Origin of the sequence: Pseudomonas kermanshahensis (genome assembly GCF_014269205.2) — a bacterium.
GTDB lineage: Bacteria > Pseudomonadota > Gammaproteobacteria > Pseudomonadales > Pseudomonadaceae > Aquipseudomonas > Aquipseudomonas kermanshahensis.
Map to the genome: position 1 here is coordinate 1,820,643 of NZ_JABWRY020000001.1, position 24,814 is coordinate 1,845,456.

Consider the following 24,814-nt stretch of genomic DNA (forward strand, 5'->3'; position numbering starts at 1 on the left):
CTTGAGCGACTGGCGAAACAGGCAGGCATGTCGCCTGAGCAGTACGCCGCAAAGCTGGGAACAGAGCGCTTCTTCGAAAAGACCAGGCCGAGGGGAACCGGAAAAATCCGAAACCTACCGGTACCACAAAGGAATCAGGACTCAATAGGGCCTGAAAAAGGAGGGACTGATGAAGGCCCAGGTTAGCGAATCCGCTGAATCGCGGACACAAAAAAGCCGCCTGGCGGGGCGGCTCTTTCTAAGCACAGTGGTAACTCATCTGTAGGGTGAATCATGACGGAATCGAAACTCCCAGGCAAGGGGCTAATCAGCCACGCGCCACAAATTGAAGATAATGAAAACGTGGCGCGGCAAACCATGAGTTCGCGAGAGATTGCCGAACTCACCGGAAAACGCCACCCAGACGTTAAGCGCGACATTCAGGCAATGGCTTCCGAGCTGAAAGTTGATGTGAGCGGTTTTGCTCACATTTACCTGGATGCTCGCAACCGCAGGCAAACCGAATACTTCCTCGACCGAGAGCACACTGAGTGCCTGCTGACTGGCTACAGCGCCATGCTGCGTATGCGCGTAATTCGCCGTTGGCGGGAACTGGAGAAGATCGTTCTTGATCCAGCCAAGAAGGTGAATGGTGCCAAGGTCAATGGCGAGATTGCGATCTTTGAATGCTACACGCGCCTGCTCAAGCCTTCGCCTTCCAGCCAAATGGCCATGCTGAACAGAATCGCCGCAAACAACGGCCTCGAATCCAGCTTCTTGCCTAGCTACGCCATTGATGCGGCTCCAGATGCTACTGGCGGCTCATCCATGCAAACCCTGCCTCTGACCGATCTGCTGAAAGATCGGGGCATTCGCAGCACTGCCAGGGTGTTCAATCGCTACTTAGCCGAAAAGGGGCTCATCAAGAGATGCCAGCGAAACAGCACCAAGCGCGGCGTGGTGGAATTCTGGGCGATCACTGAAAAGGGCCTTCATTTCGGCAAGAACCTGACCAGCCCTAACAGTCCACGCGAAACCCAGCCTCATTGGTATGTCGAGCGGTTCGATGAACTGGTGGAGCTTGTAGGGAAGGGGCGCACATGAAGCTCGTGACAATCGTTGTAGAAAACCCTGTCGACCCGATTCGCCTGGGCATGCGAGTCGCTGGTGGTCGAGTCACTGCCGCTGGCATTGGTGACTATTTCTCATATGCCGAGCTGCTGGAGGCCGCCAAAGACCTAGTTCTGCTGATTGAGGACGGAGTACCGCCCCGCCATGAAGCTCTTGAAGCAGCGGCACAGGCAGCCAGAGAGCTGATCACCAAGCTGGAGGCTCAATGATGGCCCGCATTCGCACTATTAAGCCCGAATTCTGGTCGAGCGAGCAGGTCATGTCCTGTCGTCCGCTGGCCCGGCTTCTGTTCATCGGCCTGTGGAACTTCTGCGATGACGGGGGAAACCACCCGCTGGCCGCTCGCACGATAAAGGCCCTGGTCTTTCCTGGTGACGACATCACCACGGAAGAGGTATCCGCGCTCCTTGGCGAACTGGAAGGCGCCGAGCTGACCCGAAGCTACTGGGTAGCAGGAAAAAACTACCTGCACATCTGTGGCTGGAAGCACCAGAAGATCGAGAAGAAGAACTTCAAATACCCGGCTCCGCCGGCAGAAATCGAAGATGGGTCGGAGAGTGGTCGCCGACAATTCGCCGAGGAGTCGTCGACTGGTCGTCGAGCGGTTGACCCCGGAAGGGAAGGGAATGGAAAGGAAGAACACAACACACAACGCGCGGGCGAGGAATCCGGCGTTGACCCAAAGTCCCCGACCGAGATGGACCTTGAGTGGAAGCCAGACGACAAGCTGCTGAAGGCCTACGCCAAGCGCATGGGCATCCCTGTAGGCCTGTTCACCGAGGAAGCAACCGCCGCCTTCGTCTGCCACTACTCGGCCTCGGGCCGCATCGAGACGCAAGCCGCGTGGGTGAGCCTGCTGGTGAAGTGGGTGAAGCGCGACGTGGCTACCGCAAGCAACGTTCGACCGTTCCCAGTGAAGCGCCAGGCCAATGGGCCGGACTTCAGCGACACGTCTTGGGCTGACGACTTGGGTGACCTATGACCACACCCGCAAAACTGCGCAGCGTGACGCAGATCATGGCCACCAGCCGCAACCTTCCCGCCGAGGTGCACACCCCGGCCAAGCAGCTGGACCCAGGCACCACCGAAGTGGTCAACGCCCTGTTCAAGGAGCTGCAGGCCATCTTCCCGGCTTGGAAGCAGGCCTGGCCGGATGATGAAGCGCTGAAGGCTGCCAAGCGCAGCTGGATCAAGTCCTTCGTCGCCGCGGGCATCAACACTCTGGAGCAGATCCGCTTCGGCATCCAAAAGTGCCGGGTGCTGGGTACCGACTTCGCCCCGAGCAGCGGCAAGTTCATCAAGCTGTGCCAGCCGACGCCGGAAGAAATGGGCATTCCGCCGCTTGCGCGGGCCCTGGCCGAGGCTCTGGAGAATTTCCACCCCAGCAGGGCAGGTGCACGCCACTGGACGCACGCAGCCGTGCGCCACGCGGCCCTGCAGTGTGAAGCCCAGAACCTTGGGTCAATGGAGGTGGAGCGGGCCGAGAAGGTGTTCGCCCGGGCCTACGACATCACGATCCGCATGTTGGTCGCCGGCGAGCCGTTGGGCGACATCGCCGCCGGCATCGGCCACGACAGCCAGAAGAGCCTGAGCGAGCTGGCCGACGAGTACGCCAGCCAGCGCCAGGCCCGCCTACTGGACCTCCAGCAGATCCCGTCGAGCGCCGCCGCGTGCCGTGCACACCTGCTGGCCAAGTTGAACATCAAGCGCGCCGGGCAGCCGGCCGGGGAGGGGGTGTGATGATTGGTTACCTGAAAGCGCTGTTCTTGATCCTGATCTGCATGGCATTTGGCGCAGGTATTGGGGAGTGGTTTTCCTTCGTTCTGAAACTGGATCTCGGTCCTGTGAGCGGCTTTGCGTTGGCGATGACACCGGTAGCCATGTTGGCCGCTATCCCGTTCCGAAAGACCTTCGCTGCGCGCAAGGAGAAGCACTGATGGACACCAACAAGATGCGCGAAATGCGCGAAGCCTTCGAGCGCACCAACTCCCGCGACCATCGCCGCCAGCCTCCGAAGGGCAACAACTACATCGACCCTATGGCCCAGGCCGACTGGGAGTCGTTCCAGAAGGGCTGGCAGGCCTCCCGGGAGGCTGTGCTGGTGGAGCTCCAGGCAGAGATCGATGGTTACGTTCGGGAGCGTCGCGCCATCGAGGCCCTGGGCCTGAAGGTGGCGCCATGAACGCTCTTGCCATGTGGCTTGGCTACGCGGTCATGGCATGCGCCGGAACTGCCTTGGTAGCCCTGGTGCTCTTCGCCCTGTCCTACGCCTGCGTCACGATCGTGAACAAGTGGATCAAGGCCATGATGCGCGCCTACGACCTGAACACCCTGCGCAAGACAATGCGTCAGCTGGAGGCCGAGGGGAAGGTGAGCAAGAAGACAGGAGTGCGGCCATGAGTGAAGCAATCGCAAAACCTCGCCACTTCTGGTCGCCGGGTCCGAGCCGTGTCCGTGACGTGTGCCGGCTGGCCTATCTCTTCGCCACTGAGCTTTCCGTGGCTGGTGCCATCGAGATCATCGTCCGGCCGGTGAAGTCCCGTCGCACCTTGGAGCAGAACGCGAAGCTCTGGGCCATGTTGGCCGACATCGCGCGCCAGGTTGAATGGCCGGTGAATGGCGTTATGCAAAAGCTCGACAGCGAGGACTGGAAGGCGCTCATGACCGCTGCGGCCCGCCAGGAGGTGCGCATGGCCTCAGGCATCAACGGGGGCGTCGTCATGCTGGGCGTCAGTACCCGGCGCATGTCCGTGGCTGAACTGGGCGACGTCATCGAATGCATGTACGTGTTCGGCGCCGAGCGCGGTGTGCGTTGGAGCGAACCGAAAGGGCAGATGCCTGAGCAGTGGGAGGCGGCGGCATGAAGAGCCAGGAAGCAAATCTCAAGCGAAACAAGGACCAAGGCGTTTTCGCAGCGCCCGGCTGGCGAGGGCTGTATGGCCATGGCCTGACACGGCGCGGGGTGCAGTGTGTGGTTCTTGCTGCAACAGGGAAGAGCGGCAAGCAGATCGCTCGCGAGCTCGGCATTTCACCAGGAACGGTCATGAGCAGGATGGCAGATGCCCGCCTGCATCTGAACGCCTCAAACCGAACAGAGCTCGTCGCTAAGGCAGTCGCGGCCGGAATCATCTACGCATCGGAGGCCGAGCCATGCGCGTAGCCGAGATCAAGCCGAAGAAGTGCAAGGCGCCCGGGTGCGGCCGGCATTTCAAGCCGTCCATGACCACGCAGAAGGTGTGCAGCATCACCTGTGCGCTAGCCATGTCGAAGGATTCGAAGGTGCAGAAGGTCGCGGCCAGGGCCATCACCAAGCAGGCGCGCCAGGACCTGCAGGAGCGCCGGGAGAAGCTGAAGACGAAGGGTGACCACCTACGGGAGGCTCAACAGGCGTTCAACGCGTATATCCGCGAGCGGGACCGTTTGGCGGGGTATCGCTGCATCTCCAGCGGGCGGCCGCTCGACTGGAACGGCAACGCGGTCGACGCTGGCCACTATCGCAGCACCGGTGCCGCCCCGCACCTGCGCTTCGACGAGAACAACTGCCACGCCCAGTCGAAGCACGACAACCGATACCTATCCGGGAACGTAGCGGACTACCGGATCGGCCTCATCGAGCGCATCGGCCTGGAAGCTGTAGAGGCCCTGGAAAGGGACCAATCAGCCCGCCGCTACACCATCGAAGACCTGCAGGCCATCAAGGCCCTGTACAGGCAGAAGCTCAAAGACCTGAGGAGGGCAGCGGCATGACCTGGACAATCGCAGATACCGCCGGCGCGCTGCTGCTGGCCATGACCATCGCATCCACCTGGTGCATCACTCGCGCCAAGGCCATCGCAAGCCGCCGCAAGAAGGAGAACGGCCAATGCAGCTGAACAGTGCACGGCAAGCCTGGCATGACTGTCTGTACACGGCCTGGGATAGCCAGGGTTCATTCATCGAGCAGCTTGGGCTGCTGGGCGCGATGGTCCAGGCCACGGAGCGGCAGCGCCACGCCGGCCATGCCGCTCACCAGGTAATCGCGGGCGGCGTCCAGTCGGCAATCGACAAGCTCAAGCCGCACGCCAAGGCGTTCGGGCATTTCATGTACGCACCGCGCCTAGATGTCGACGACAAGGAGACTGCTGAGGAGGTCGTATTCCTGATGGTGCAGCAGCGATCGCCACGAATGACGGCAGCCAAGCGGGAGAAGCTGGAGTATGTCGTGAAGGGCGTCATGACCCGGTACCGGTACATGCACCAGGGCGGCCAGTCTGCCAATGACGATCCGCTGGAGTCGCCCGAGGGCTTCCGTGCATGGATGATCGCGCACTACGACGTCAAGCTTGAGTCGACCAACTGGGAGAGGGATTGGGCCGGATTCGTCCGCCTAGCCTTCGACTGCTGTGAGGATCTGGACAAGGAGGCACTGAGCCCGGTAGCCGCCGCAATCTACGAAATGAAAAGGGCCGCTTGAGGCCCTATTGCGTTCCCGTTCGGCTGGTGATACCGTATCGCCATTGTTACAGTTTTGCCTTCGGCAAACACCAATCAAAAGCCCGGCCAAGTGCTGGGCTTTTTTGTGCTCGCAAGAAACGCAACTGCAGCCAGGGCAGGCCCTCACGGGACAGCCTGGACACTGCTAGCCGGTAGTGTGGTGATACGGAAAAACACCGGCAGCCCGCGCACTCATTCCCTCACTGTGCTGATGGGTGGCGCGAGACTTGATCGGCGAGACTGGTGCGTCAGGGTGCCAGCGCTGGAATGGTCTTCGGCGGACAGGTGGGGAAAGACCCACGCAAAGCGGGCAAGCAGCAGGTTTGCCGCCAGCCTTCCACGCTGAGCAGAGAAGGGTTCGATTCCCTCTGCCCGCTCCAATTTCGTTATGTGCTGCTCCGCACGTTTGCCCTGGCCCTCTATAGGGCCTCAACCGGGCCTTTTATTCCAAGGACACCCCTATGGCCGAACCAACAAGCGCCGCCGCGAGCGTAGTGCTGGGCAAGTACGGGGTGGTGATGGCTGCATTCATCGGCTCGATCCTCTCGCTGGGATTCCTGAAGGACCTGACCCGGTTCCAGGCCGCGACTGCGGTCGCCACCGGCTTCGGCTTCTCGGTTTACCTGACCCAGCCCGTTACCGCCTGGCTCGCCCCGAAGCTTGAACTCGCGGTCACCGATGACCTGCTGTGCGGGGTAGCCTTCGTGCTGGGCCTAACCGCCATGAACATCATCCCCGCGATCAAAGCTGCCATGGGGTCGTTCGTCACGGCGCGAGGTGCCTGATATGAACAACATCCTGGTTTCAGCGCTGACAGCCCTGGACGTGTTCCTGTGCGTCCTGGTTGTGGTCGCCGCATGCGACTACCTGCGCAAGGTCCGCCCAGCCGATCAGCCCCTGCTGAGCATCGCCTTCTACCTGGTGGCCATCGGCGGGTTCGGCGCATTCGTCACCGCCCTGCAGGGGCACTGGGTCAACCCATTCGGCGTGATGCTTCACGCTGGGGTGGTGGCCTATGCCTGGGCCCGTCGCGGTCACGTCTTCACATAAGCCGCGCCACAAATTCGACATGCGCCGTTTCGTGGCGCGCCATCAACTCAGCCTGTGCGCAGGCCAGAGAATCCCCATGAAGACCGAATACCAAGTTCGCCCGGTTACCCGCTACATCGTGAGCCGCTACGCCACTGACGCGGATAGCGCCTCGTCCTCGATGATTGGGGAGTTCCCCAGCGGCCAACAGGCCGACCTGGTTGCTGACGCCATGGTGGCAAAGGATCAGGCTGATGGGATCGAGTCCAGCCGCGCCCGTCACGGGCTGAGCCTGGGCGAGGTCATGTCCGGCCAGCGTATTGGAGATTGACCCATGCCTGCGCCATCCAGCTTCCATCGCCACGCTGACGGCCGTGGACCTCGCCGGGTATTCGTCAACGGGGTAGAAGTAGAGCGCGCTATCTGGTGCGATACCGCTGCCGGGGTGTGCGTCTATGCGCCTCTGCCGATCAGGCCGAAGCGGCCGGCATGCGAAGAGCTCTACACCCGCAGGCTGCGCGGGATCGTCACGGTGCGGCAGGCATGAACCGGCCAATGCCGCCGACCGACCTGCTCGAATCGCCATTCCTGATCCTCAGGCCTGCTCCAGAACTGTGGGAGTGGATACAGCGCGAGGTCCTGGCCGAAACCGGCAGCATTCACAACCCCGATCACTCCCACCTCATCGACGCCAATGTCGGTGTGATGTGGGCCTCATCTGCCTTCAACAAGAAGGGGCGCTCAGTGCTGGGCCAGGCCGAACAGCTGATGATCCGGGCTGGAGGTTGGCAGAAGGCGCGTCAAGAGCAGCAGATGCGGGACTGGTTCGGAGAGGAGCCAGAGTTCCTCATCACCCTGGCCGGCGACTACTGCGCCCAGTGTACCGAGGCAGAGTTCTGCGCCCTGGTAGAGCACGAGCTGTATCACATCGGTCACAAGCTCGATAAGTACGGAGCCCCGGCATTCGGTGATGACGGCATGCCCAAGCTTGAGATGCGTGGGCACGACGTCGAGGAGTTCGTCGGAGTGGTTCGCCGGTATGGCCCAAGCCACGACGTACAGCAGCTGATCGACGCTGCAAGCCGGCCGCCTGAGGTGGCCAAGATCAACATTGCGAGGGCCTGCGGAACCTGTCTGCTCAAGTCTGCCTGACCCCTGACAGACCCACGACGGATGAAAACCTATGGCGGCCCTGAGCAACGAGGTGAAAGCCTTCATCGTTCAGGCCCTGGCCTGTTTCGATACCCCCTCGCAAGTCGCGGCAGCCGTCCGAGAAGAATTCGGCATCGAGGTGACCCGGCAGAAGTGCGAGGCGCATGACCCGACCAAGCGTGCTGGGCGTGACCTAGCCAAGCGCTGGCGGACCCTATTCGAAGACACTCGTGCGCGATTCCGCGAAGAGACAGCCGAGATCCCCATAGCGAATCGGGCCTACCGGCTCCGCACGTTGGGCAGGCTGGCCGAAAAGGTCGAAGGGATGCGCAACTACGGGCTGGCCCTTCAAATCCTTGAGCAGGCGGCCAAGGAAGTCGGCGACGTGTATGTGAATCGCCAGACCAAGAACGAAAACCCTCACGACAACGTGCCGCCCACCAGGGTGCAGGTCGACGTGGTGGACGCGAGGAAGCCTGATGCCGTCTCTTAACGTGCCGCAGGCCAACTTCCTCCGGATGGAGAACAAGTTCCGCGGCTTCGTGGCCGGGTTCGGCTCAGGCAAGACCTGGGTAGGCTGCGCGGCGCTGTGCAAGCACGTGTGGGAGTGGCCCCGGATCGATTCCGGCTACTTCGCGCCGACGTATCCACAGATCCGCGACATCTTCTTCCCGACGATCGAGGAAGTGGCTTTCGACTGGGGCCTGAAGGTCAAGACGAAGGAGAGCGACAAGGAGGTCGAGTTCTACAGCGGCGGCCAGTACCGCAGCACGACCATCTGCCGCTCGATGGAGAAGCCGCAGACCATCGTGGGCTTCAAGATCGGGCACGCCCTGGTCGACGAGCTCGATGTTCTGCCAGCGCTGAAGGCTGAGCACGCCTGGCGCAAGATCATTGCCCGGATGCGTTACAACGTGCCCGGGCTGAAGAACGGCGTGGACGTAACCACCACCCCCGAGGGGTTCAAGTTCGTCTATCAGCAGTTCGTGAAGCAGCTGCGCGAGAAGCCGGCCCTGCAGGGCATGTACGGCCTGGTGCAGGCCAGCACGTTCGATAACGAGCTGAACCTGCCCCCGGACTACATCCCATCGCTGATGGAGTCGTACCCAGCCCAGCTGATCCTGGCCTACCTGAATGGCCAGTTCGTCAACCTCAATGCCGGCTCGATCTACCACGCCTACGACCGGAAGCTGAATTCCTGCTTCGACACAGTCGAGGCGGGTGAGCCGCTGTTCATTGGCATGGACTTCAACGTCGGCAAGATGGCCGCCATCACGCACGTCAAGCGCGCTGACGGCAAGCCCAGGGCGGTGGATGAGCTGATCGACGGCTTCGACACCCCGGACATGATCCGGCGCATCAAGGAGCGCTACTGGCGGCACAACGGCCGCGACTACGAGAAGACCTGCGAGATCAGGATCTACCCCGACGCCTCTGGCGGGTCGCGCAAGTCGGTGAATGCCAGCGAGACGGACATCGCCATCCTGCGCCAGGCCGGCTTTGCCGTGATCGCGCCCGACGCCAACCCGCCGGTGAAAGACCGCATCAACGCCATGAACGCGATGTTCTGCAATGCGAATGGCGAACGCCGCTACCTGATCAACCCGCTGCGATGCCCGACCTATGCAGACGGGCTGGAGCAGCAGGTGTGGGCCCCCAATGGTGAGCCTGACAAGAAATCCGGCGTCGACCACGCGAACGACGCAGGCGGCTACTTCATCCATCACGACTATCCGATCAGCAGGCCGGTCACTCACGTGCCGATCTCGTTCACTTTCTGAGGCCACCCATGCCGAATTTCCTTCCCCGGGCAGAGTACTCGGAGGCCTTGCCCGGCTGGCAGCTGGTCAAGCGCTGCGTGGCGGGCGCCCGCGAGGTGCGCAAGCACGATATCTACCTGCCGATGCCAGACCCGGAGAACAAGTCTCCCGAGAACCAGGCGCGTTACAAGCAGTATAAGAAGCGGGCGATGTTCCTGAACATCACCGGGCGCACGCGCACTGGCCTGCTGGGCGCTGTGTTCCGCAAGACTGCGGAGCTGGAGTTGCCCGCCGGGGTCGAGTACCTCAAGGAGAACGCCAGCGGCGACGGTACGAGCCTGGAGCAGCTGTCCAAGGACGCCGTGGGCGAATGCCTGGACGCTGGCCGGGGCGGCTTCCTCGTGGACTTCCCTGCGGTTGAGGGCGTGTCCTCGATGGCTGACATGCAGGGCCGCAGCGCGCTGATTCACCACTACGGCGCCGAGTCGATCATCGACTGGGACGAGCAGGTGGTCGATGGCGTGAAGCGCCTGGTCTATGTCTGCCTGTTGGAGTGCGTGTCCGTGTTCAGTCCGGACAGCCTGGAGCGGACCACTGGCACCCAGTACCGCGTGCTGCTACTTGTTGATGGCCGCTACGTCCAGCGCGTCTACGCCGAAGACGGCAACAGCTACAGCGAGGTCGCGCCGCTCGACAAGAATGGTCGCCCCTTCGACCACATCCTGTTCAGCTTCTACGGCGCCCAGAACAACGACGCCAGCGTCGACAAGTCGCCTCTTGAAGACCTGGCTGACGTGAACATCCTGCACTACGGAAACAGTGCCACGGTGGAGGAGAGCGGGTTCATCAGCAGCCAGCCGACGCTGTTCATCACCACCGACATCAGTGCCGATGACTTCGCCAAGCTGAACCCGAACGGCATGCACATCGGTTCGACCCGGGGCTACAACCTCGGAAAGGCCGGCAATGCCACCCTCGTCCAGGCAACCGAGAGCCAGCTGGCCCGCACGCTGCTCAAGGACAAGGAAGAGCAGATGCTGATGATCGGCGCACGCATTGTGCAGAAGGCGGGCGGTGCCGAGACGGCCGAGGCCGTGCGCATCCGCTACAGCTCGGACAACAGTGTGCTGGGTACCATTGCTGGCAACGTGTCCGAGGCCCTGAAACGGGCCATCCTCGACGCCGAGCGCTTCATGATGGGCGAGCCGGACGAGGACGGCACGGTCTTCTGGCTCAACCAATCGTTCTTCGACGAGACGATGACCGCCCAGGACATCCTGGCCCAGATCCAGCTGTGGCAACAGGGCTTCATCGCCAAGCGGGATGTTCGGGTCAATCTTCGTCAGGGTGGCGTGCTGGAGGCGGACCGCAGTGACGAGAAAATCGACGATGACCTGGCCCAGCAACCGCCGGTGACCGGCAACGACACCGGAGATGGCGGCGATGAGCAGTGACGGCTACCTGTCCGACGCAGCGACTCGCCACCAGGTCCACGTGCAGCGCTACGCCGGGGGAAGCCTCAAGCGTCTGGCCAAGTTCATCACCAAGGCCATTGGCACCGCCAAATCGCGCGTATCGGAAGGATTGAGTCGATACGGTACCCAACGGTACGAAAAGCAGATCCAAGAGCTACAGGGCGAGCTGGCGGGCGTGTACGGCGAGATGAAGCAGCAGGCCGTGCTCGACCTTGCCGAGTTCGGCGGCTACGAGGCCGAGTTCAACATGACGCTGCTGGGCAAGGTCGTGAAGACGGTCGTTCAGCTGAACAGGCCAAGCATGGAGCAGGTCGCCGCAGCAGCTCTGGCCGATCCGCTCGACCTGGAGGTCGGCAAGGGCCGTCAGCGCATCAGCATCAATGGCGCGCTCGATCAGTACGGCATCAAGAAAAGCGCCGAGATCATCAGCGAGATTCGCATGGGGTCGGCACTGGGGGAGACGTCCGGGCAGATCAGTCGCCGGCTGACGTCACTGGGCGTCCAGCAGCGTGACCAGGCACAGGCATTGGTCAACACCATGACCAACCACATCGCCACCACGGCGCGCGTGGAGGTGCTCAAGGACAACGACGACATCCTCAAGGGGATGCGGCGGATCGCCACCCTGGACAGCCGGACCACGCTGTTCTGCATGAGCATCGACCAGACGATCATCCCGCTGGATGGGCCAAAGCCTCCGTATCACTGGCGGTGCCGGACCACGCTCATCCCAGTGCTGAAAGACGAGTTCGCCAGGGAGATCCCCGGCTCAACCAGGCCTTCTGTCGGCCCTGATGGTGCCGAGCAGGTCAGCAGCAAGACCAGTTATGGCGAATGGCTCGCCCGGCAGCCGGCATCGTTCCAGAAGGACGTGCTGGGGCCTGAGCGCTACAAGCTGTTCAGCAAGGGCGAGCTCGCCATCGACCGCTTTGTCGATGACAACGGCAAGACCTTGACCCTCAAACAGCTGCGCGAGCGTGAGCCGATGGCTTTTGAGAAGGCTGGCATTTAGAGTGGCGGATTGCCACTTTACTGGAAAATTTCAGCAGATGAGATTGGTGTATTGGGTTGGTGGGTTGGCTGCGTGTGCAGCTTCCGGGATGCTAGGGCTGGCTGCCGGAATCAATCTGAATCCAACATCGACGGTCAAATTCGTACCCGATGGAAGCGTTTTTGCCGACTGGCTGTCCGGAGTTGGGACGGTGTTTGCGGCTTTTGTGGCCTTGTACTTGGCTGACCGTCAACGCAGGGACAACACCGCTAAGATCGAGATAAGTCAGTACTTTTCCAGAGACAACCTCACAATTGACCTCGTCTCCATAGGCGAAAAGCCGGCAGTGGTGAAAGGGATATTTATTCGCTCAAAGCGAACGAGGAAACAAGCCAAGCTCAATCGCTCTCCGATTTCTGGTTACGAAAAGATGGTTGGTCGATACGAGTATGGGGACGCTAACCGCCTTGCGATCAGTCAGTCCCTCTTCCTCGATATTGCTATCGAGCTTGAGCACGAGTTTGGAAGTAGAAATTTTGATGGATTGCTGCTTGTTGTTGGCACTGCCACGGCGGAGTTTCGAGCCGAATTAGACGGAGATTTTATTCAAGCGCTTCGTAAGGAATTAGCCGACGTTTAGCTCGTCCAGAGCACTAAGCCTAATATTCCGCTGATCTTTTAACAGCCTCGTCAATGACGGGGCTTTTTTATGCCTGCAGGCAGGGCCTGCACCAAGTCTCTGGGAGACAGCAATGACCTTGAAATTCCAACTGGACAGCCTTGAAGGCGTAGATGAATCCATCCAGGCCCTGTACGTCGAGAAGGACGGCAAGTTCGTCCTCGGTATCGACGGGCTCCCGCAGCAGGAAGACGTCACCGGCCTGAAGGCCAAGGTTGACGAACTGCTCGGTGAGAAGAAGGCGGCCGAGAAGGCGCGCAAGGAGGCAGAGGAAACCGCTCGCCTCGAGCGCGAAGAGGCCGCCCGCAAGTCGGGCAACGTCGAGGAGCTCGAAAAGTCCTGGTCCGAGAAGTACGCCCGCCGTGAGGCTGAGCTGACCTCCCAGCTCGAAACCACCAACAGCACCCTGCAAGGCCAGATCCGGGATCTGACCGTGGGGCGCACCGCTACCGAGATCGCCACCAGCTTGGCTGTCCCAGGCAGCGCCAAGGCATTGCTTCCCCACATCGAGCGCCGGCTGAGCGTCGAGCAGCGCGACGGTAAACCCACCGTTGTCGTGCTGGACGCAGCCGGCAAGCTCTCGGCGGCAACGCTGGACGAGCTGAAAGCAGAATTCACCAACGATCCGGCCTTTGGCCCGCTGATTGTTGGCAGTAAAGCATCTGGCGGCGGGGCCGGGGGTGCAAAAGGTGGCGGCGGGGCCGCGCTGAAACGTTCCGAAATGTCCTCTACCCAGAAACGCGAGTTCATCGAAGCGCACGGGCAGAGCGCCTACCTCAAATTGCCCAAATAGGGAGTAACACATGGCTACCACCGTCAACTCGGACATGATCGTTTACAACGATCTTGCCCAAACCGCCTACCTGGAGCGCATCCAGGACGTGATCGATGTCTTCAACGCCTCGTCGAATGGCGCCATCGTGCTGAATAACGAGCTGATCGAAGGTGACCTGCGCAAGCGGGCCTTCTACAAGATCGGCGGCGCGATCGGTCACCGCGACGTGAACTCCAGCGCTACCGTGACCGGCTCCAAGATCGGTGCCGGCGAGATGGTCGGTGTGAAGGTTCCGTTCAAGTACGGCCCTTACGAGACTACCGAAGAGGCCTTCAAGCGTCGCGCTCGCTCGCCTGAAGAGTTCTCCGAGCTGGTTGGCCAGGACTATGCCGACGCAGTGCTGGAAGGCTACATCCAGTACGCGATGGCCGCCCTCAAGGCCTCGATCGGTGCGAACGCCAACATGGTCGCCACCGGCAGCTTCGCCACTGACGGCAAGAAGGTTCTGACCAAGGGCATGCGCAAATTTGGCGACCGATTCGGACGCATCGCGCTGTGGACCATGGATTCGGCCACCTACTTCGACATGGTGGATCAGGCGATCAGCGAGAAGATCTACGAAGAAGCGGGCGTGGTTATCTACGGCGGCCAGCCGGGCACCATGGGCAAGCCGGTACTGGTTACCGACACCCATCCCGCCGAAACCATCTTCGGTCTGCAGTCCGGCGCGATTCGCGTCACCGAATCCCAGGCCCCGGGCTTCCGCTCGTACCCGATCAACACCCAGGAAAACTTGGCGATGGGTTTCCGCGCCGAGGGCACCTTCAACCTGGATCTGCTGGGTTACAGCTGGGCCGACGCAACCGGCGGCATCAACCCGAACCTGGCCGCTGTGGGCGCTGGTGCCAACTGGGCCAAGTACGCAACCAGCGATAAGGCCACTGCTGGCGTGCTGATCGACCTGGGCACTCCGTAATCACGCATCGGGCGACTCGTAATGGGTCGCCTTGGAGATCATCATGGAACTGATCTACACCGCGCAGGCCTCCGGGTTCGAGCCGGGTAAGCGCTATCGCAATCCTCAGCACTTCGACCGCCCCGAGCCTGGCGTGAAGGCGGTCGTGATCGTAGGTGACTGGCCAAAGGTGGCCGACGCCTACGAAGATGCTGGTGCTGAAGTGACTTTTGTTGAGGCGCCGAAGCGTGTGGCCCTCGTTGAAGGCCCGGATCAAGCTGAGCTTGATCGCCTAACTGCAGAGCTGGCCTCTGTCGGGGTGATCGTCGAATCCTTCGCTGCTCAGAGCCTGGAGCGCCCAGAGGGCGAACTGGGCGAAACAGCAGGCCGCCTGTTCCAGGTGCTGGAGGCCGTTAATGCCGGCGTCGCCAGCCTGCAGCGTGAGCGCGACGGTGAAGTGCAGAAGGTTGCCGGCCTGGAGCAGGAGAAGGCAGAGCTGCTGAAGCACATCGAATCTCTCAAGGCGGCGAGCGCTGATCCCGAGGTCGAGGCGCTGAAGGCCAAGCTGGACCAGGCAGGCGTCACCTACCGCGCCAACGCCTCGAAAGAGTCGCTGCAAAAACTGGTCGACGAGCTCGACAAGAAGTAACACCGGGGCTGCCGCCCCATTCATTAAAGCGGAGGCCTGATGGCTACCTACATCAACGTGGCCGACGTGGATTCTATCCTCGGGGCTGGCTGGGCGCCTGACGCCGACAAGGAAGAAGCGGTCTTCGAGGCGAATGCCTACCTGACGTCGCTCAATCTGGTTGGCATCGACATGGACGACATCCCGGACGACGTGAAGCAGGCCGGAGCCAGGCTGGCTAAGTGCGCCTCCCAAGGAAAGCTGTACGTCCAGCAGACCGAGGGTTCGCTCGAAGCCAAGACGGTCAAGGCCGGCTCGGTGTCGACCAGCAAGAGTTTCGGCTCTGTCGACAAGACCAGCACGGCTGCCCAGCCGGCCTGCGTGCAATTGGCCCTGTCCCTGCTCACGCCCTGGCGTAGCAATCCATTCGCCTTCGCAGTGAAACGGGGGTAGCCATGGGGTTGCGAGATGACATCCAGGTCGACCTGGCCGAGGCCTTTGACGATGATCTGGCCGATGCGGTATCGGCATTCACCGGTACCTACATGGGGCCGGGTGTATGGGATCCGGTAAGCGAGACCACCACCGCCCAGCCGGTCACCTACATCGGCCGCGGCGTGCTCGACAGCTACGACAGCCGGCGCATTGATGGTCTGAACATCCTGGTGGGGGACGTGCTGCTGATCTGCCTGGCCAATGAGGTCACCGACAGGCCGGCAGTGGGGCATCAGATCACGGCCGAGGACCTGCTCACCGGCCAGCAAGCCACGTACCGAATCGTTAGCCCTGGCATTGACCCTGCCAAGGCGCATTACGAGATCCAGCTGAGGAAGTAGCCATGGCCAAGGGGAGAGGGTGGAGCACGCCACCAAGTGCATTTGCCGGCGTGGTTGAGGATGCGCTGACGCAGCGATCTAGGGCGATAGCAATGGCGATGCTTGGGGAGATCGTTCTGCGGTCACCCGTGGGCAACCCTGATCTATGGAAGAGCTCACCGCCACCCGGCTACTCGGGAGGAAGATTCAGGGGTAGCCACATCGTCAGCATTGGCGCGCCGGTCTATACGCAGACGACCAGGATCGATAAGACAGGCGTCGAAACCATTGCTGAGGGGCAGAGGCAGCTATCAGGCCTCGAGCCCTTCACCGTAATTTACTTGCAAACGAACTTGCCCTACGCCGAGAAATTAGAGGACGGCCACTCGACCCAGGCACCTGGCGGCGTCTATGCGGTGTCGTTCAATGGCGTCTCGCAGGCCTACTCATGACCTTCGAACAAATCCGCGCCATCGTCATCGGGCGCATGGCGCAATGGACCGGGATCCCTGCTGATGCAGTGGATTACCCGAACCCGCCGAAGCCATTTGATCCTGCCGGTCGCAGCATCTGGGCGCGCCTGGCGGATATCCCCGGCCTGAGCAGCACGCCAGAGGTCGGCATCGGACCATGCGTGCGCCAGACCGGCATCGTCGTCATCCAGCTGTTTGTGCCCAGCTACAGCGGCACCCTGGCAATCACCAGGGCCGTAGACACTCTGGTCACCCAGTTCCAGTACTACAGCGCGCCAGAAGGGCCGTTCGACTTCTTCGAGGCGTCCCCGCAGAGCGTTGGCGATGACGGCCACGGCTGGTACCAGGTAAACGTTCGGGTTCCATACCGGGCCTACTGAGCCCGCCAATTTCTGCCGCAAGGCAACAAAACACGCAGCCTAGGCCCGTACAGCCGAACGGTGGATGTTCGTTCATCCGTCCGCCCCGGCTGCGTTTCTATTCGCCTGATGAACGAGGTGTCACAGATGATCGAGAGCAACGTCATTCCGTTTCACTACCAAGGCAAAGCCGTGCGTTTCAACAGTGACGGGTGGATCAACGCCACGGACGTAGCCAAGCGCTTCGGCAAGCGCCCGGTCGATTGGCTTCGCCTGCCCGCAAGCATCAGCTACCTCAAGGCTCTGGCGAGAGCACTGGGCCTGGACACCGAAGTGGGAAAATCTCACTTCGGTCTTGTCGAGGCAGTGAAGGGCGGCAAGGGTCAGGGTACCTGGCTTCACCCAAAACTCGCGGTAGCATTCGCTCGCTGGCTCGACGATGACTTCGCCGTATGGGCCGACCTGCACATTGACGCCCTACTGCGCGGCGAGCTGAACGAGAAGCAGCAATTTGACCGCGCTTGTCGTGCCCTTGATGACGCTAAGGCTGTTGCAAGCCTCAGTGGCCGCGAACTGGCCCGCTGGCGCAACAAGAAGCCAGGCCTAGAGCACCAGGTCGAATACTGGCGCGACCAGCTACAAATGACCCTTGGCCTCGACGCGGCCTGATCAGAATCCAACCAATGCACCGCCACGAGGCGGTTTTTTTACGCCTACCCACAGGAGAAACACCCCATGTCGAGCGGTGCAAAAGTACAACTCGCCTCCATCAAAGAGGTGACGCCAGGCGTAACGCCTGCTGGCGACTGGAAGGTGCTGACCCGCATCAGCAACGGCCTGATGCCAACCTTCAATTCGGAAGAGAACAACGAAATCGGCTTCACCCGCATGTCGCAGGGCACCGCCCAGACCACCGTGGACGTTGGCGGCGACATCGAGACCAAATGGCGCTTTGGCGCACTGGACGATTTCATGGCCTCCTGCTTCGGCAAGGACTGGGCCGGCAACGTCCTGACCATGGGCGACGACCGCATCACCTTCTCGATCGCATCCTACGCGACCGATATCGGTGTCTCGGCGATCGCCCGCGGCGTGCAAGTCGCGACCATGAACTTCGATTTCCCAGGCGACAACGAGGTCACGGTCACCACGACCATGGCCGCGCGCGCCTGGGATGACAAGGGCGACAACACGTCGTTCATCGTCAACGCCCAGTCCGAGACCAGCCAGCGCCGCTTCAGCTTCAAGGACATCAGCGGCCTGAAGATCAACGGCGTACAGGTGGGCGAAGACAACGCCTGCGTCGACAGCTTCAACCTGCAGTTCGACAACGCCGTGCAGACCCAGCGCTGCATCGGCAACGGCAACCCGTACCCGGGCAACATCATTGCCACCACGTTCACCCCGTCCGGTTCGATCACAATCAGCTGGTCGAAGATGGCCTATGAGCTGTGGAAAGCCCAGAAGGGTAATGACGCGATCAGCCTGGAATTCACCATCGGCAACGCTGACGGCGGCTACAACTTCCTGATCCCCGAGATGGAAGTGACCGCTGACTGGCCTGATGGCGGCTCGACCGACATCATCCAGGTGGAACTGAACTACACCGCCCGCCGCGTAGCCCCGACCATCACCCGCCTGCCGGCGCCGATCGTTGTGGCTGCCGTGGATGTGACCCCGGCCACCCTGAGCCTGGAAGTTGGTGACACCAGCGACCTGGAAGTCGTGGTCACCCCAGCAGGTGCCAGCCAGCAAGTCACCTGGACCAGTTCCGCCCCGACTATCGCCAGCGTGAGCGAGACCGGCTTGGTCACCGCTCTGGCAGTCGGCACCGCCACCATCACGGCCACCAGCGTTGCAGACGGCACCAAGACCGACACCTGCGCTGTCACCGTCACCGCTTAACCCTTTGCCCGGCGCGCCCTGCGGTGTGCGTCGGGCCTTTTACCGCAGAGGAATTCCATGGGTATCACGATTGCAAGAAAGCCTGAACTGGATATCAACGGCGAGCGCTGGGTTCACTTCAAGGTTGGCCCCGGCGGCCTGGCCGTGAAATGCGATCAGGGCCCTGACACAGCGGCAATTCTGGTCGCATCCATCGCCAACCCGATTTACAAGTCGCACCAGGCCGTGATTCGCCGGCACCTCGCCGCGCTGAACCAGCAAGCTGGCGTGGGCACGGCAGGCTTCACCATCGACTCTATCCCCGATGTTGAGCTCGAAACCGACGACGACCTGTTCATCGACCTGGCCGCCAAGCACCTGATCAAGGACTGGCAGGGCATCGACGTCGAAGAGCGCCCGGGCGAGCCCGCCAAGTACACCCCGCAGCTGTGCAAGGTCCTGATCGAGCAGATGCCCAGCATCTACTTCCTGGCCCTGCGCACAGCCTTGGATATCGCCAAGCGGATCGAGGAGCAGGCCCAGGCCACTGCGGAAAAGCAGTAGCGGCATATCGCTGGGGCAGGGACTGGGCCGGGCCGGAGAACGAGAAAAAGCGCTGGAAGCATGAGCGCCTCGGGCTGACCGCTCAGGAACCACCCGAGATCGACGATGTGGTCGCGGAGATCCTGGAGGCCTACGGGCATATCGGTCGGTCCCGGCAGTACGTCGGCATGATTGGCGCGCCGGCCCCGATCGCGCCATCTGCGATAACCGAATACCTGGACCGCTACCCCTCGGTGATATGCCGCGAAGAGTTCGACACCGCCATCTTCGCCCTGGACGACGAGTTCCGGAAGCGGTGGGATGAGCAGCAGGAGAAAGAGAGCGTTAAGCCCAGAACCAAGAAGTAGCCTTGTCAACCTGTAGACCCGTTGGTCCGCACAGCCCTGAAGTGCTAGCATCCGGCCATACGTTTCTACAGGGATGACAATATGTTCGCAGTGAGATTCTTGGTTCTGGCATTTCTGGCTGCATACAGCATCGGGATGGGCACAGTGCCGGCCAATGAGCTGAACGCCTTTGGCAAGCTGATCGTGTTTTCAGGGCTGATCACCGTTCCGCTGCTCTACATGCTTCCAACAATCGAAGCCAAGTTGCGCGGGCATACCAATATTGCCTCCATCGCGCTCGTGAACCTGTTCCTCGGATGGTCGCTGATCGGGTGGGTGGTAGCGCTGGTATGGGCCTTCAAAAAGCCAGAAGCAGCGCCGGCAGTAGTCGTTGCCGAAAAAGAGATTCAGGCAGAACAACCAGCCAAGACTGCCACCAAAACCTGCCCGTTCTGCGCAGAAGATATCAAGGTGGAAGCCATCAAGTGCAAGCACTGCGGCAGCTCACTAGCGGTGAGCTAGCAACCAAAACATACAAGACCCGCTTCGGCGGGTTTTTTTATGCCCGGAGAAAGGTATGACCCAGGAATCCCGCCTGGCGGTAACGATCGACTCGCGGGGCGCAAAGCGCAATGCGGACGACCTGACAACATCCCTTGAGCGCATGGAAAAGGCTGGCGACGCAGCTGCCACCGCAGCAGATGGCGTGAGCAGTAGTCTTGATGATCAGCGGAAAGAGCTAGCCCAGCTGCTGGGCCAGATAAACCCAACGGTTGCTGCCTTGGGTCGTCTCGACGATATGCAGGAAAAGCTGGCGAAGCTGAAGAAGGCTGGCGTGGTCGAGAGCGACACGTTCGTCGAGTACACCCAGCGCATCAATACGATGCGAGAGGCTCTCGGTGAAACGACGACCACCATGAACAAGGCCGGCATGTCAGCCAAGGCATACCAGGCAGCCCTGCGCGGGGTTCCTGCCCAGTTTACCGATATCGCGGTCAGCCTTCAGGGCGGTCAAGCACCGCTTACGGTCTTCCTGCAGCAGGGCGGCCAGCTCAAGGATATGTTTGGCGGCGTTCTTCCAGCCGCCAAGGCTCTTGGTGGTTATGTCCTTGGCCTGGTGAATCCGTTCACAGTGGCGGCCGCAGCAGCCGGAACGCTGGCCTTGGCCTACTACAAGGGCTCCGAGGAGTCGGATCGGCTTACCGATGCGATTATCCGAAACGGAAACGCTGCTGGCACCAGCTACAGCGAACTGGCAGGGCTTGCAGAACAGGTCGCTGCTACAGGCACGACGGTTGGTGCGGCATCGGAGGTTCTCGAACAGCTTGCCGGGGCCGGTAACGCCCTTACCCCGATGTATGCGCAGATCACCAAGGCATCACTGGCCTGGTCGAAGCAGACCGGGGAAGACGTTACGAAGGTGGTCCATTCCTTCAATGAGATCGCTAAAGGTCCAGTTGAGGCGGTGAAGAAGCTCGATGCAGAGCTCAACTTCCTTACTGCAAGCCAGTACGCGAACATCATCTCCCTGGAAAAGCAGGGGAAAACAATTGATGCCGCCAGGGCGGCTACCGATCTTTATGCCACGGCATTGAGCACCAGATCGGCAGAGATGGAGAGCAATCTCGGCTCGCTCGAATCAGCCTGGCAATCCCTGGGCAGCTTCGCCAAGAAAGCCTGGGACGCGATGCTTGATGTCGGCCGGAAGACAACTCCCGAGCAGGAGTTGGCTGACGTCTATAACCAGATCGCCGAAGCGCGCAAGTCCATCAGCAAATATGGGACTGCCGCGAGCAGCCTGATGGGCGTAAACCCTGACAGCCTAAAGGCGCTCGAAAAGCGAGCGACTGAGCTGCAAGGTCGTATTGCCGACGAAGCCTGGAAGGCGTGGGAAGGGAATACCAACAGGTTTGTTCAAGACGCCGGCAAAAAAGGCGTGGACCTGATCAACTCGACGTTCACTGCCGCGCAAACCCAGACCCAGAAGCTGCAGAAACAGCTGGAGGATCTCGACAAGGCCCGTGCCGATGCGATGGCGGCGGGCGGCTTCAATTCTGAGCAAGAAACAAAATACGCCACAGCCCGGAAGAACATCGAGCAGGAAATCGCGGACATCAAAACCCGGGAGGCGAAGAAGAACGCTCCGAAGAACGTCAACCGTGGCGTGGCCGAGGCGGAAAACACCTTCGCCCGCCTATACGGCCAGTACGACCCAGCAGCCCAGGCCGCCCGGGCGCTGACCAAGGAACAGGGCCAGCTAGATCTGGCGCTGAGCAAGGGCAAGATCACCCAGGAGGAATACAGCAAGGCGCTGGCCCAGGCCTCGATCAACTACGCATCAGCCCTGAAAGGAGCACAGGGCCTGACCGCCGTCGAGCAGTACCGTGCCCAGTTGCAACGCCAGCTGGTGAACGAGCAGTCACAGTACCAGCTTGATGCCGCCAGCATTGGCATGGGCGACCTGCAGGCTTCGCGCATGCAGCAGCGACTGAACCTGGAGATGCAGACCAACGACCGCTTGCTGCAGCTGCAGACCGAACTGGCCAACGCCACGGACGAGAAGCAGCGCCAGGCGCTCCAAGGGCAGATCGACGCAATCAACGAGTTCCTACCGCAGCAGCTTGCAGCGATGCAGGCAGGCTGGGCGCAGATGGATCAGGCCATGCTCAACCCTATCAACGGGTGGACGGCTGCCGTGCAGAACTTCGGAAACCAGGCGCGCGACATCGCCGGGCAGACTCAGTCGATCTTCTCCAGCGCGTTCAACAACATCTCCACCGACATCACCGACGCGATCATGTCCGGGCAGCTGTCGTTCAGCAACCTGGGTGACATCGCCGGTAACGTGGTGCGCGATATCCTCGCGGGCTTTGTGAAGATGGGTGTGCAGATGGCGCTGAATGCTGCGCTGAACGCCACTCTCGGCACCGCTGCGGCCGGCCAGAGCATGATCCTGGCGGGTACCACGGCCACGGCCTGGGCACCGGCGGCGGCGATGGCATCCCTTGCAACGCTGGGCGCCAACTCCGTGCCAGCGGCGGCAGCGCTGACCTCGACCACTGCTCTGGCATCCAGCTTGGCTGTAATCCCGGGGTTCGCTACTGGTGGCTATGTGTCAGGCGCCGGTACCGGCACCTCCGACAGCATCATGGCCCGCCTGAGCGACGGGGAGTTCGTGGTGAATGCAGCGGCCACCAAGCGCAACCGGGCGCTACTGGAGGCGATCAACTCGAACGAGCGGGTATCGGTGGCTGGTGGTGGCGGTTCGGTTGTTTCGACGCAATCGTCCGGCAGTACCCAGGCGCCCGTGGCCGCCCAGCCAAAAGTCACCGTCAACCTGATCGAAGACAGGTCCCGTGCCGGCACTGTTGATCAGCGCACCGGTGACGACGGCCAGCTGCAGATTGACGCCTTCGTGGCTGACATCTGGGGCGGGGGCGAGCGGGCCCAGGCCATCGAAGCAGCCTACGGGCTTTCGCGCAACCCAACGTAGGTAGATCCCATGACCACCGAAACCGACGAGGCCGACAGCGGGGCGGGCGCAACCGTGCCCGACCCCGTTGTTCCAACTGATGAGAAAGAGCTTCTGCTGCAAAGGCGGCTCGCCCGCATCGAGGAAGCGCTGGGCCTCAGCCCTCTCACCTAAAAATCAGGAGATTCACATGGAACAGCAAGTAGTTGCAGAAGCAAAATTCCCGGCTGGCCGGGCGAAGTCATTCCTCCTGGATCATGACTGGGTCGAGATAACCCGCGGCGAGCCGGTCGACTTGGCTGACTTCGATTTGGGCGTGTGCTTCCAGTGCGGGCTGGCAACCATCACCCGAGACGGAGCGATTCTCCCGGCGACCTCAGAGGTCGAAGTTCAGGTGAAGCGCGAAGGCGAAGGGTGGGTCGATGTGTTCAAGAATGCATGGACCTTGGGTTCTCTCGACACCCACGAGGACGAGATCAAAGTTCCTGGCGAAGGCATGGTTCTGATTCGCGCAAGGAAATCTGCGCAACTAACCAGCGATGTACGCGACGATGTAGCCCTGGTGGCCAGGCGCCGAGCATCAGCCTGACGCCTGGCCATCCTGTCACTCAGGCTTTCGGTTGGCCGGGCTCTCCTCGTTCAGCTGCTGCAAGTCCATCAGGATGATGTCCAGGGTGGCCCCAAGCTTGGAAAGCGCATCATGCAGCAGTATTTGGCTGCGCTGATCAGTTATCGGGGTTCTCCCGTACTCATTGAGCAAAGACTTGAACTTCTTAAGCTCATCCTTGGCGACGTTATGTCGTCCGATCATGTTTCTCTCCTTATTCACCTATGAAACCCCACTTCCCTTGCTGGGCCCTCACGCCCAGGAAGCGGAGGCGGTCGAGCATAGGTCAGATAGCTGTCACATTGCTATCTAGGCCATGCCCTTGACGAGGAATGGCAATGATTCAATACCCGGCAGAATTGCCACTTCCTCTGCAGGAGGGGTATGGCCTGAGCACGGTTGATCCGATGCGGGCAACCCAGATGACCACTGGGCGCACGCGGTACCGGGTCAGGCACAGGTATGTGCCGACTGAGGTGAAGGTCAACTTCAACTTCAGCCAGGAAGAGGCGGCGCTGTTTGAGGGCTGGTACGTATGGGCCATCAACAACGGCTTTGAATGGTTCGAGATGCAGCTGCAGACGCCGCTGGGTCTAAAAACCTACCAGGCGCACTTCAAGGGCATTTACCAAGGCCCCGACTTGACGCAGATAACCCGCTGGCGGTACTCGGCGGTCCTGCAGCTCAAAGAGCGCCCGGTCTACACCGAGGACCAGTACCTCGGCGCCTACCTGGGCATGCCGCTGGATCAGTTCAACGGTAACCTTCAATCCATCCTTGAGAAATGGCACACGGAGTACTTCGGATGAGCCTGATCGAAGAGTGTTACGCCTCGGGCCGTGGTGAGCTTGTCGACACGATCGAGGCGCGGAAGGAGGGCGGAACAGTCTCGCACTGCTACTGCTCTGGCTGGGAAGACCGGGTGTGCACGACCGAGGATGGCCGCACGCTGACCTTCGTCGCAATGGCCATGGACCTGGCCCTGCCCAAGAACGACAACAGCGCGTTCCAGAACCTGGTGCTGGGCCTGGACAACGTCACGGGCGAGGTGCAGGAGGTCGTTGAGGAAGCCAAGGCAGCCGATGACCGCTTTATTATCACCTTTCGGCGCTACCTGGCCGAAGACCTGACGTTCCCGCAAGAGCGGTACCGCATGACGCTGCTCAGCCGGGAATATGAAGACGACGTGGCCAAGCTCACCGCCGGATTCTTCGACCTGCTCAACACCAACGGTCTGCGCACCGTGCTGACCACCACCCTGGCACCTGGCCTCAAGTACCTCTAACC

At 61.2% G+C, this 24,814-nt stretch carries 40 protein-coding genes and 1 tRNA gene; 40 read left to right on the top strand and 1 reads right to left on the bottom strand.

Annotation, left to right across the window (positions count from 1 at the left end; genetic code table 11):
* Positions 1 to 357: 357 nt before the first annotated feature.
* The 38 genes from HU764_RS08495 (at position 358) to HU764_RS08675 (ending at position 23,509) form a co-directional block, all read left to right on the top strand.
* A complete protein-coding gene (locus HU764_RS08495) occupies positions 358 to 1,083 on the top strand; it encodes a Rha family transcriptional regulator (RefSeq protein ID WP_189662605.1) in 726 nt (241 codons plus the stop codon).
* Entirely contained in the window at positions 1,080 to 1,319 is a 240-nt protein-coding gene (locus tag HU764_RS08500; RefSeq protein ID WP_186703260.1) for a hypothetical protein, read from the top strand. Before HU764_RS08495 ends, HU764_RS08500 begins: the two co-directional genes overlap by 4 nt.
* Positions 1,316 to 2,092, top strand: a complete 777-nt coding sequence (locus HU764_RS08505) for a DnaT-like ssDNA-binding domain-containing protein (RefSeq protein WP_186703259.1) — start codon at positions 1,316 to 1,318, stop codon at positions 2,090 to 2,092. The genes HU764_RS08500 and HU764_RS08505 overlap by 4 nt, the downstream gene beginning before the upstream one ends.
* A complete protein-coding gene (locus HU764_RS08510) occupies positions 2,089 to 2,850 on the top strand; it encodes a replication protein P (protein ID WP_186703258.1) in 762 nt (253 codons plus the stop codon). The genes HU764_RS08505 and HU764_RS08510 overlap by 4 nt, the downstream gene beginning before the upstream one ends.
* Positions 2,850 to 3,047, top strand: a complete 198-nt coding sequence (locus HU764_RS08515; protein WP_186703257.1) for a hypothetical protein — start codon at positions 2,850 to 2,852, stop codon at positions 3,045 to 3,047. Before HU764_RS08510 ends, HU764_RS08515 begins: the two co-directional genes overlap by 1 nt.
* Positions 3,047 to 3,292 carry a phiTE_015 family protein gene (locus tag HU764_RS08520; RefSeq protein WP_186703256.1) on the top strand — a complete coding sequence of 82 codons (246 nt, stop codon included), beginning with the start codon at positions 3,047 to 3,049 and terminating at the stop codon, positions 3,290 to 3,292. The genes HU764_RS08515 and HU764_RS08520 overlap by 1 nt, the downstream gene beginning before the upstream one ends.
* Positions 3,289 to 3,510: a hypothetical protein gene (locus HU764_RS08525; protein WP_186703255.1), complete on the top strand. Its 222-nt coding sequence runs from the start codon at positions 3,289 to 3,291 to the stop codon at positions 3,508 to 3,510. Before HU764_RS08520 ends, HU764_RS08525 begins: the two co-directional genes overlap by 4 nt.
* Complete coding sequence (locus HU764_RS08530; RefSeq protein WP_186703254.1) at positions 3,507 to 3,974, top strand: recombination protein NinB; 468 nt, start codon at positions 3,507 to 3,509, stop codon at positions 3,972 to 3,974. The genes HU764_RS08525 and HU764_RS08530 overlap by 4 nt, the downstream gene beginning before the upstream one ends.
* The gene (locus tag HU764_RS08535; RefSeq protein WP_186703253.1) at positions 3,971 to 4,270 is read left to right on the top strand and encodes a response regulator transcription factor; all 300 of its coding nucleotides are present in this window, start codon (positions 3,971 to 3,973) and stop codon (positions 4,268 to 4,270) included. The genes HU764_RS08530 and HU764_RS08535 overlap by 4 nt, the downstream gene beginning before the upstream one ends.
* A complete protein-coding gene (locus HU764_RS08540) occupies positions 4,261 to 4,857 on the top strand; it encodes a recombination protein NinG (protein ID WP_186703252.1) in 597 nt (198 codons plus the stop codon). The genes HU764_RS08535 and HU764_RS08540 overlap by 10 nt, the downstream gene beginning before the upstream one ends.
* A complete protein-coding gene (locus tag HU764_RS27840; protein ID WP_264083906.1) occupies positions 4,854 to 4,982 on the top strand; it encodes a hypothetical protein in 129 nt (42 codons plus the stop codon). The genes HU764_RS08540 and HU764_RS27840 overlap by 4 nt, the downstream gene beginning before the upstream one ends.
* Positions 4,973 to 5,563: a hypothetical protein gene (locus HU764_RS08545; RefSeq protein ID WP_186703251.1), complete on the top strand. Its 591-nt coding sequence runs from the start codon at positions 4,973 to 4,975 to the stop codon at positions 5,561 to 5,563. Before HU764_RS27840 ends, HU764_RS08545 begins: the two co-directional genes overlap by 10 nt.
* 326 nt (positions 5,564 to 5,889) lie before the next feature.
* Positions 5,890 to 5,963: transfer RNA gene (locus tag HU764_RS08550), tRNA-Gly, on the top strand.
* An 81-nt stretch (positions 5,964 to 6,044) separates the two neighbouring features.
* The gene (locus tag HU764_RS08555) at positions 6,045 to 6,368 is read left to right on the top strand and encodes a hypothetical protein (protein WP_054882101.1); all 324 of its coding nucleotides are present in this window, start codon (positions 6,045 to 6,047) and stop codon (positions 6,366 to 6,368) included.
* Position 6,369: 1 nt separating this feature from the next.
* The gene (locus HU764_RS08560; protein ID WP_186703250.1) at positions 6,370 to 6,633 is read left to right on the top strand and encodes a hypothetical protein; all 264 of its coding nucleotides are present in this window, start codon (positions 6,370 to 6,372) and stop codon (positions 6,631 to 6,633) included.
* Between the two features lie 76 nt (positions 6,634 to 6,709).
* Entirely contained in the window at positions 6,710 to 6,943 is a 234-nt protein-coding gene (locus tag HU764_RS08565; RefSeq protein WP_186703249.1) for a hypothetical protein, read from the top strand.
* 3 nt (positions 6,944 to 6,946) lie between these two features.
* Positions 6,947 to 7,159 carry a hypothetical protein gene (locus HU764_RS08570; RefSeq protein ID WP_186703248.1) on the top strand — a complete coding sequence of 71 codons (213 nt, stop codon included), beginning with the start codon at positions 6,947 to 6,949 and terminating at the stop codon, positions 7,157 to 7,159.
* An 8-nt stretch (positions 7,160 to 7,167) separates the two neighbouring features.
* Complete coding sequence (locus tag HU764_RS08575; RefSeq protein WP_225935627.1) at positions 7,168 to 7,764, top strand: putative metallopeptidase; 597 nt, start codon at positions 7,168 to 7,170, stop codon at positions 7,762 to 7,764.
* Between the two features lie 31 nt (positions 7,765 to 7,795).
* Positions 7,796 to 8,257, top strand: coding sequence for a DUF2280 domain-containing protein (locus tag HU764_RS08580; RefSeq protein WP_186703246.1), 462 nt, complete (start codon positions 7,796 to 7,798; stop codon positions 8,255 to 8,257).
* On the top strand, positions 8,244 to 9,545 hold the full coding sequence (locus tag HU764_RS08585; RefSeq protein ID WP_186703245.1) for a terminase large subunit domain-containing protein: 1,302 nt from the start codon (positions 8,244 to 8,246) through the stop codon (positions 9,543 to 9,545). Before HU764_RS08580 ends, HU764_RS08585 begins: the two co-directional genes overlap by 14 nt.
* 8 nt (positions 9,546 to 9,553) lie before the next feature.
* A complete protein-coding gene (locus HU764_RS08590; protein ID WP_186703244.1) occupies positions 9,554 to 10,978 on the top strand; it encodes a DUF4055 domain-containing protein in 1,425 nt (474 codons plus the stop codon).
* A complete protein-coding gene (locus tag HU764_RS08595) occupies positions 10,968 to 12,011 on the top strand; it encodes a structural protein (protein ID WP_186703243.1) in 1,044 nt (347 codons plus the stop codon). The genes HU764_RS08590 and HU764_RS08595 overlap by 11 nt, the downstream gene beginning before the upstream one ends.
* On the top strand, positions 11,977 to 12,630 hold the full coding sequence (locus HU764_RS08600; protein ID WP_186703242.1) for a hypothetical protein: 654 nt from the start codon (positions 11,977 to 11,979) through the stop codon (positions 12,628 to 12,630). Before HU764_RS08595 ends, HU764_RS08600 begins: the two co-directional genes overlap by 35 nt.
* Before the next feature lie 112 nt (positions 12,631 to 12,742).
* The gene (locus tag HU764_RS08605; RefSeq protein WP_186703241.1) at positions 12,743 to 13,462 is read left to right on the top strand and encodes a hypothetical protein; all 720 of its coding nucleotides are present in this window, start codon (positions 12,743 to 12,745) and stop codon (positions 13,460 to 13,462) included.
* Between the two features lie 10 nt (positions 13,463 to 13,472).
* Positions 13,473 to 14,420 carry a major capsid protein gene (locus HU764_RS08610; RefSeq protein ID WP_186703240.1) on the top strand — a complete coding sequence of 316 codons (948 nt, stop codon included), beginning with the start codon at positions 13,473 to 13,475 and terminating at the stop codon, positions 14,418 to 14,420.
* Positions 14,421 to 14,463: 43 nt separating this feature from the next.
* The gene (locus HU764_RS08615) at positions 14,464 to 15,048 is read left to right on the top strand and encodes a hypothetical protein (RefSeq protein WP_186703239.1); all 585 of its coding nucleotides are present in this window, start codon (positions 14,464 to 14,466) and stop codon (positions 15,046 to 15,048) included.
* A gap of 39 nt (positions 15,049 to 15,087) precedes the next feature.
* Positions 15,088 to 15,480, top strand: coding sequence for a protein singed (locus HU764_RS08620; protein WP_186703238.1), 393 nt, complete (start codon positions 15,088 to 15,090; stop codon positions 15,478 to 15,480).
* 2 nt (positions 15,481 to 15,482) lie between these two features.
* A complete protein-coding gene (locus tag HU764_RS08625; protein ID WP_186703237.1) occupies positions 15,483 to 15,863 on the top strand; it encodes a glutamate 5-kinase in 381 nt (126 codons plus the stop codon).
* Positions 15,864 to 15,865: 2 nt separating this feature from the next.
* Complete coding sequence (locus HU764_RS08630) at positions 15,866 to 16,294, top strand: HK97 gp10 family phage protein (protein WP_186703236.1); 429 nt, start codon at positions 15,866 to 15,868, stop codon at positions 16,292 to 16,294.
* Positions 16,291 to 16,695, top strand: coding sequence for a phage tail terminator-like protein (locus HU764_RS08635; RefSeq protein ID WP_186703235.1), 405 nt, complete (start codon positions 16,291 to 16,293; stop codon positions 16,693 to 16,695). Before HU764_RS08630 ends, HU764_RS08635 begins: the two co-directional genes overlap by 4 nt.
* A 126-nt stretch (positions 16,696 to 16,821) precedes the next feature.
* On the top strand, positions 16,822 to 17,343 hold the full coding sequence (locus HU764_RS08640; RefSeq protein WP_054572992.1) for a KilA-N domain-containing protein: 522 nt from the start codon (positions 16,822 to 16,824) through the stop codon (positions 17,341 to 17,343).
* Between the two features lie 66 nt (positions 17,344 to 17,409).
* Positions 17,410 to 18,579 carry a phage tail tube protein gene (locus HU764_RS08645; RefSeq protein WP_186703234.1) on the top strand — a complete coding sequence of 390 codons (1,170 nt, stop codon included), beginning with the start codon at positions 17,410 to 17,412 and terminating at the stop codon, positions 18,577 to 18,579.
* Positions 18,580 to 18,636: 57 nt separating this feature from the next.
* A complete protein-coding gene (locus HU764_RS08650; RefSeq protein ID WP_156858498.1) occupies positions 18,637 to 19,122 on the top strand; it encodes a hypothetical protein in 486 nt (161 codons plus the stop codon).
* 107 nt (positions 19,123 to 19,229) lie between these two features.
* Positions 19,230 to 19,469, top strand: a complete 240-nt coding sequence (locus tag HU764_RS08655; protein ID WP_186703233.1) for a hypothetical protein — start codon at positions 19,230 to 19,232, stop codon at positions 19,467 to 19,469.
* Between the two features lie 81 nt (positions 19,470 to 19,550).
* Complete coding sequence (locus tag HU764_RS08660; protein ID WP_225935628.1) at positions 19,551 to 19,970, top strand: superinfection immunity protein; 420 nt, start codon at positions 19,551 to 19,553, stop codon at positions 19,968 to 19,970.
* A gap of 55 nt (positions 19,971 to 20,025) precedes the next feature.
* The gene (locus tag HU764_RS08665; protein WP_186703232.1) at positions 20,026 to 22,941 is read left to right on the top strand and encodes a phage tail tape measure protein; all 2,916 of its coding nucleotides are present in this window, start codon (positions 20,026 to 20,028) and stop codon (positions 22,939 to 22,941) included.
* Positions 22,942 to 22,950: 9 nt separating this feature from the next.
* On the top strand, positions 22,951 to 23,094 hold the full coding sequence (locus HU764_RS08670; RefSeq protein ID WP_186703231.1) for a hypothetical protein: 144 nt from the start codon (positions 22,951 to 22,953) through the stop codon (positions 23,092 to 23,094).
* A 16-nt stretch (positions 23,095 to 23,110) separates the two neighbouring features.
* Positions 23,111 to 23,509 carry a hypothetical protein gene (locus HU764_RS08675; RefSeq protein WP_186703230.1) on the top strand — a complete coding sequence of 133 codons (399 nt, stop codon included), beginning with the start codon at positions 23,111 to 23,113 and terminating at the stop codon, positions 23,507 to 23,509.
* Positions 23,510 to 23,524: 15 nt separating this feature from the next.
* Here HU764_RS08675 and HU764_RS08680 read toward each other — a convergent pair whose 3' ends face one another.
* Positions 23,525 to 23,731 carry a hypothetical protein gene (locus HU764_RS08680; RefSeq protein WP_186703229.1) on the bottom strand — a complete coding sequence of 69 codons (207 nt, stop codon included), beginning with the start codon at positions 23,729 to 23,731 and terminating at the stop codon, positions 23,525 to 23,527.
* A gap of 134 nt (positions 23,732 to 23,865) precedes the next feature.
* Between HU764_RS08680 and HU764_RS08685 the strand changes: the two genes are divergently transcribed.
* Together HU764_RS08685 and HU764_RS08690 are read left to right on the top strand one after the other, a co-directional pair.
* Positions 23,866 to 24,336 (top strand): transposase, encoded by a 471-nt coding sequence (locus tag HU764_RS08685; RefSeq protein WP_186703228.1) that lies wholly within the window; start codon positions 23,866 to 23,868, stop codon positions 24,334 to 24,336.
* Positions 24,333 to 24,812 carry a DUF1833 family protein gene (locus HU764_RS08690; RefSeq protein ID WP_144180468.1) on the top strand — a complete coding sequence of 160 codons (480 nt, stop codon included), beginning with the start codon at positions 24,333 to 24,335 and terminating at the stop codon, positions 24,810 to 24,812. Before HU764_RS08685 ends, HU764_RS08690 begins: the two co-directional genes overlap by 4 nt.
* Positions 24,813 to 24,814 lie beyond the last annotated feature (2 nt).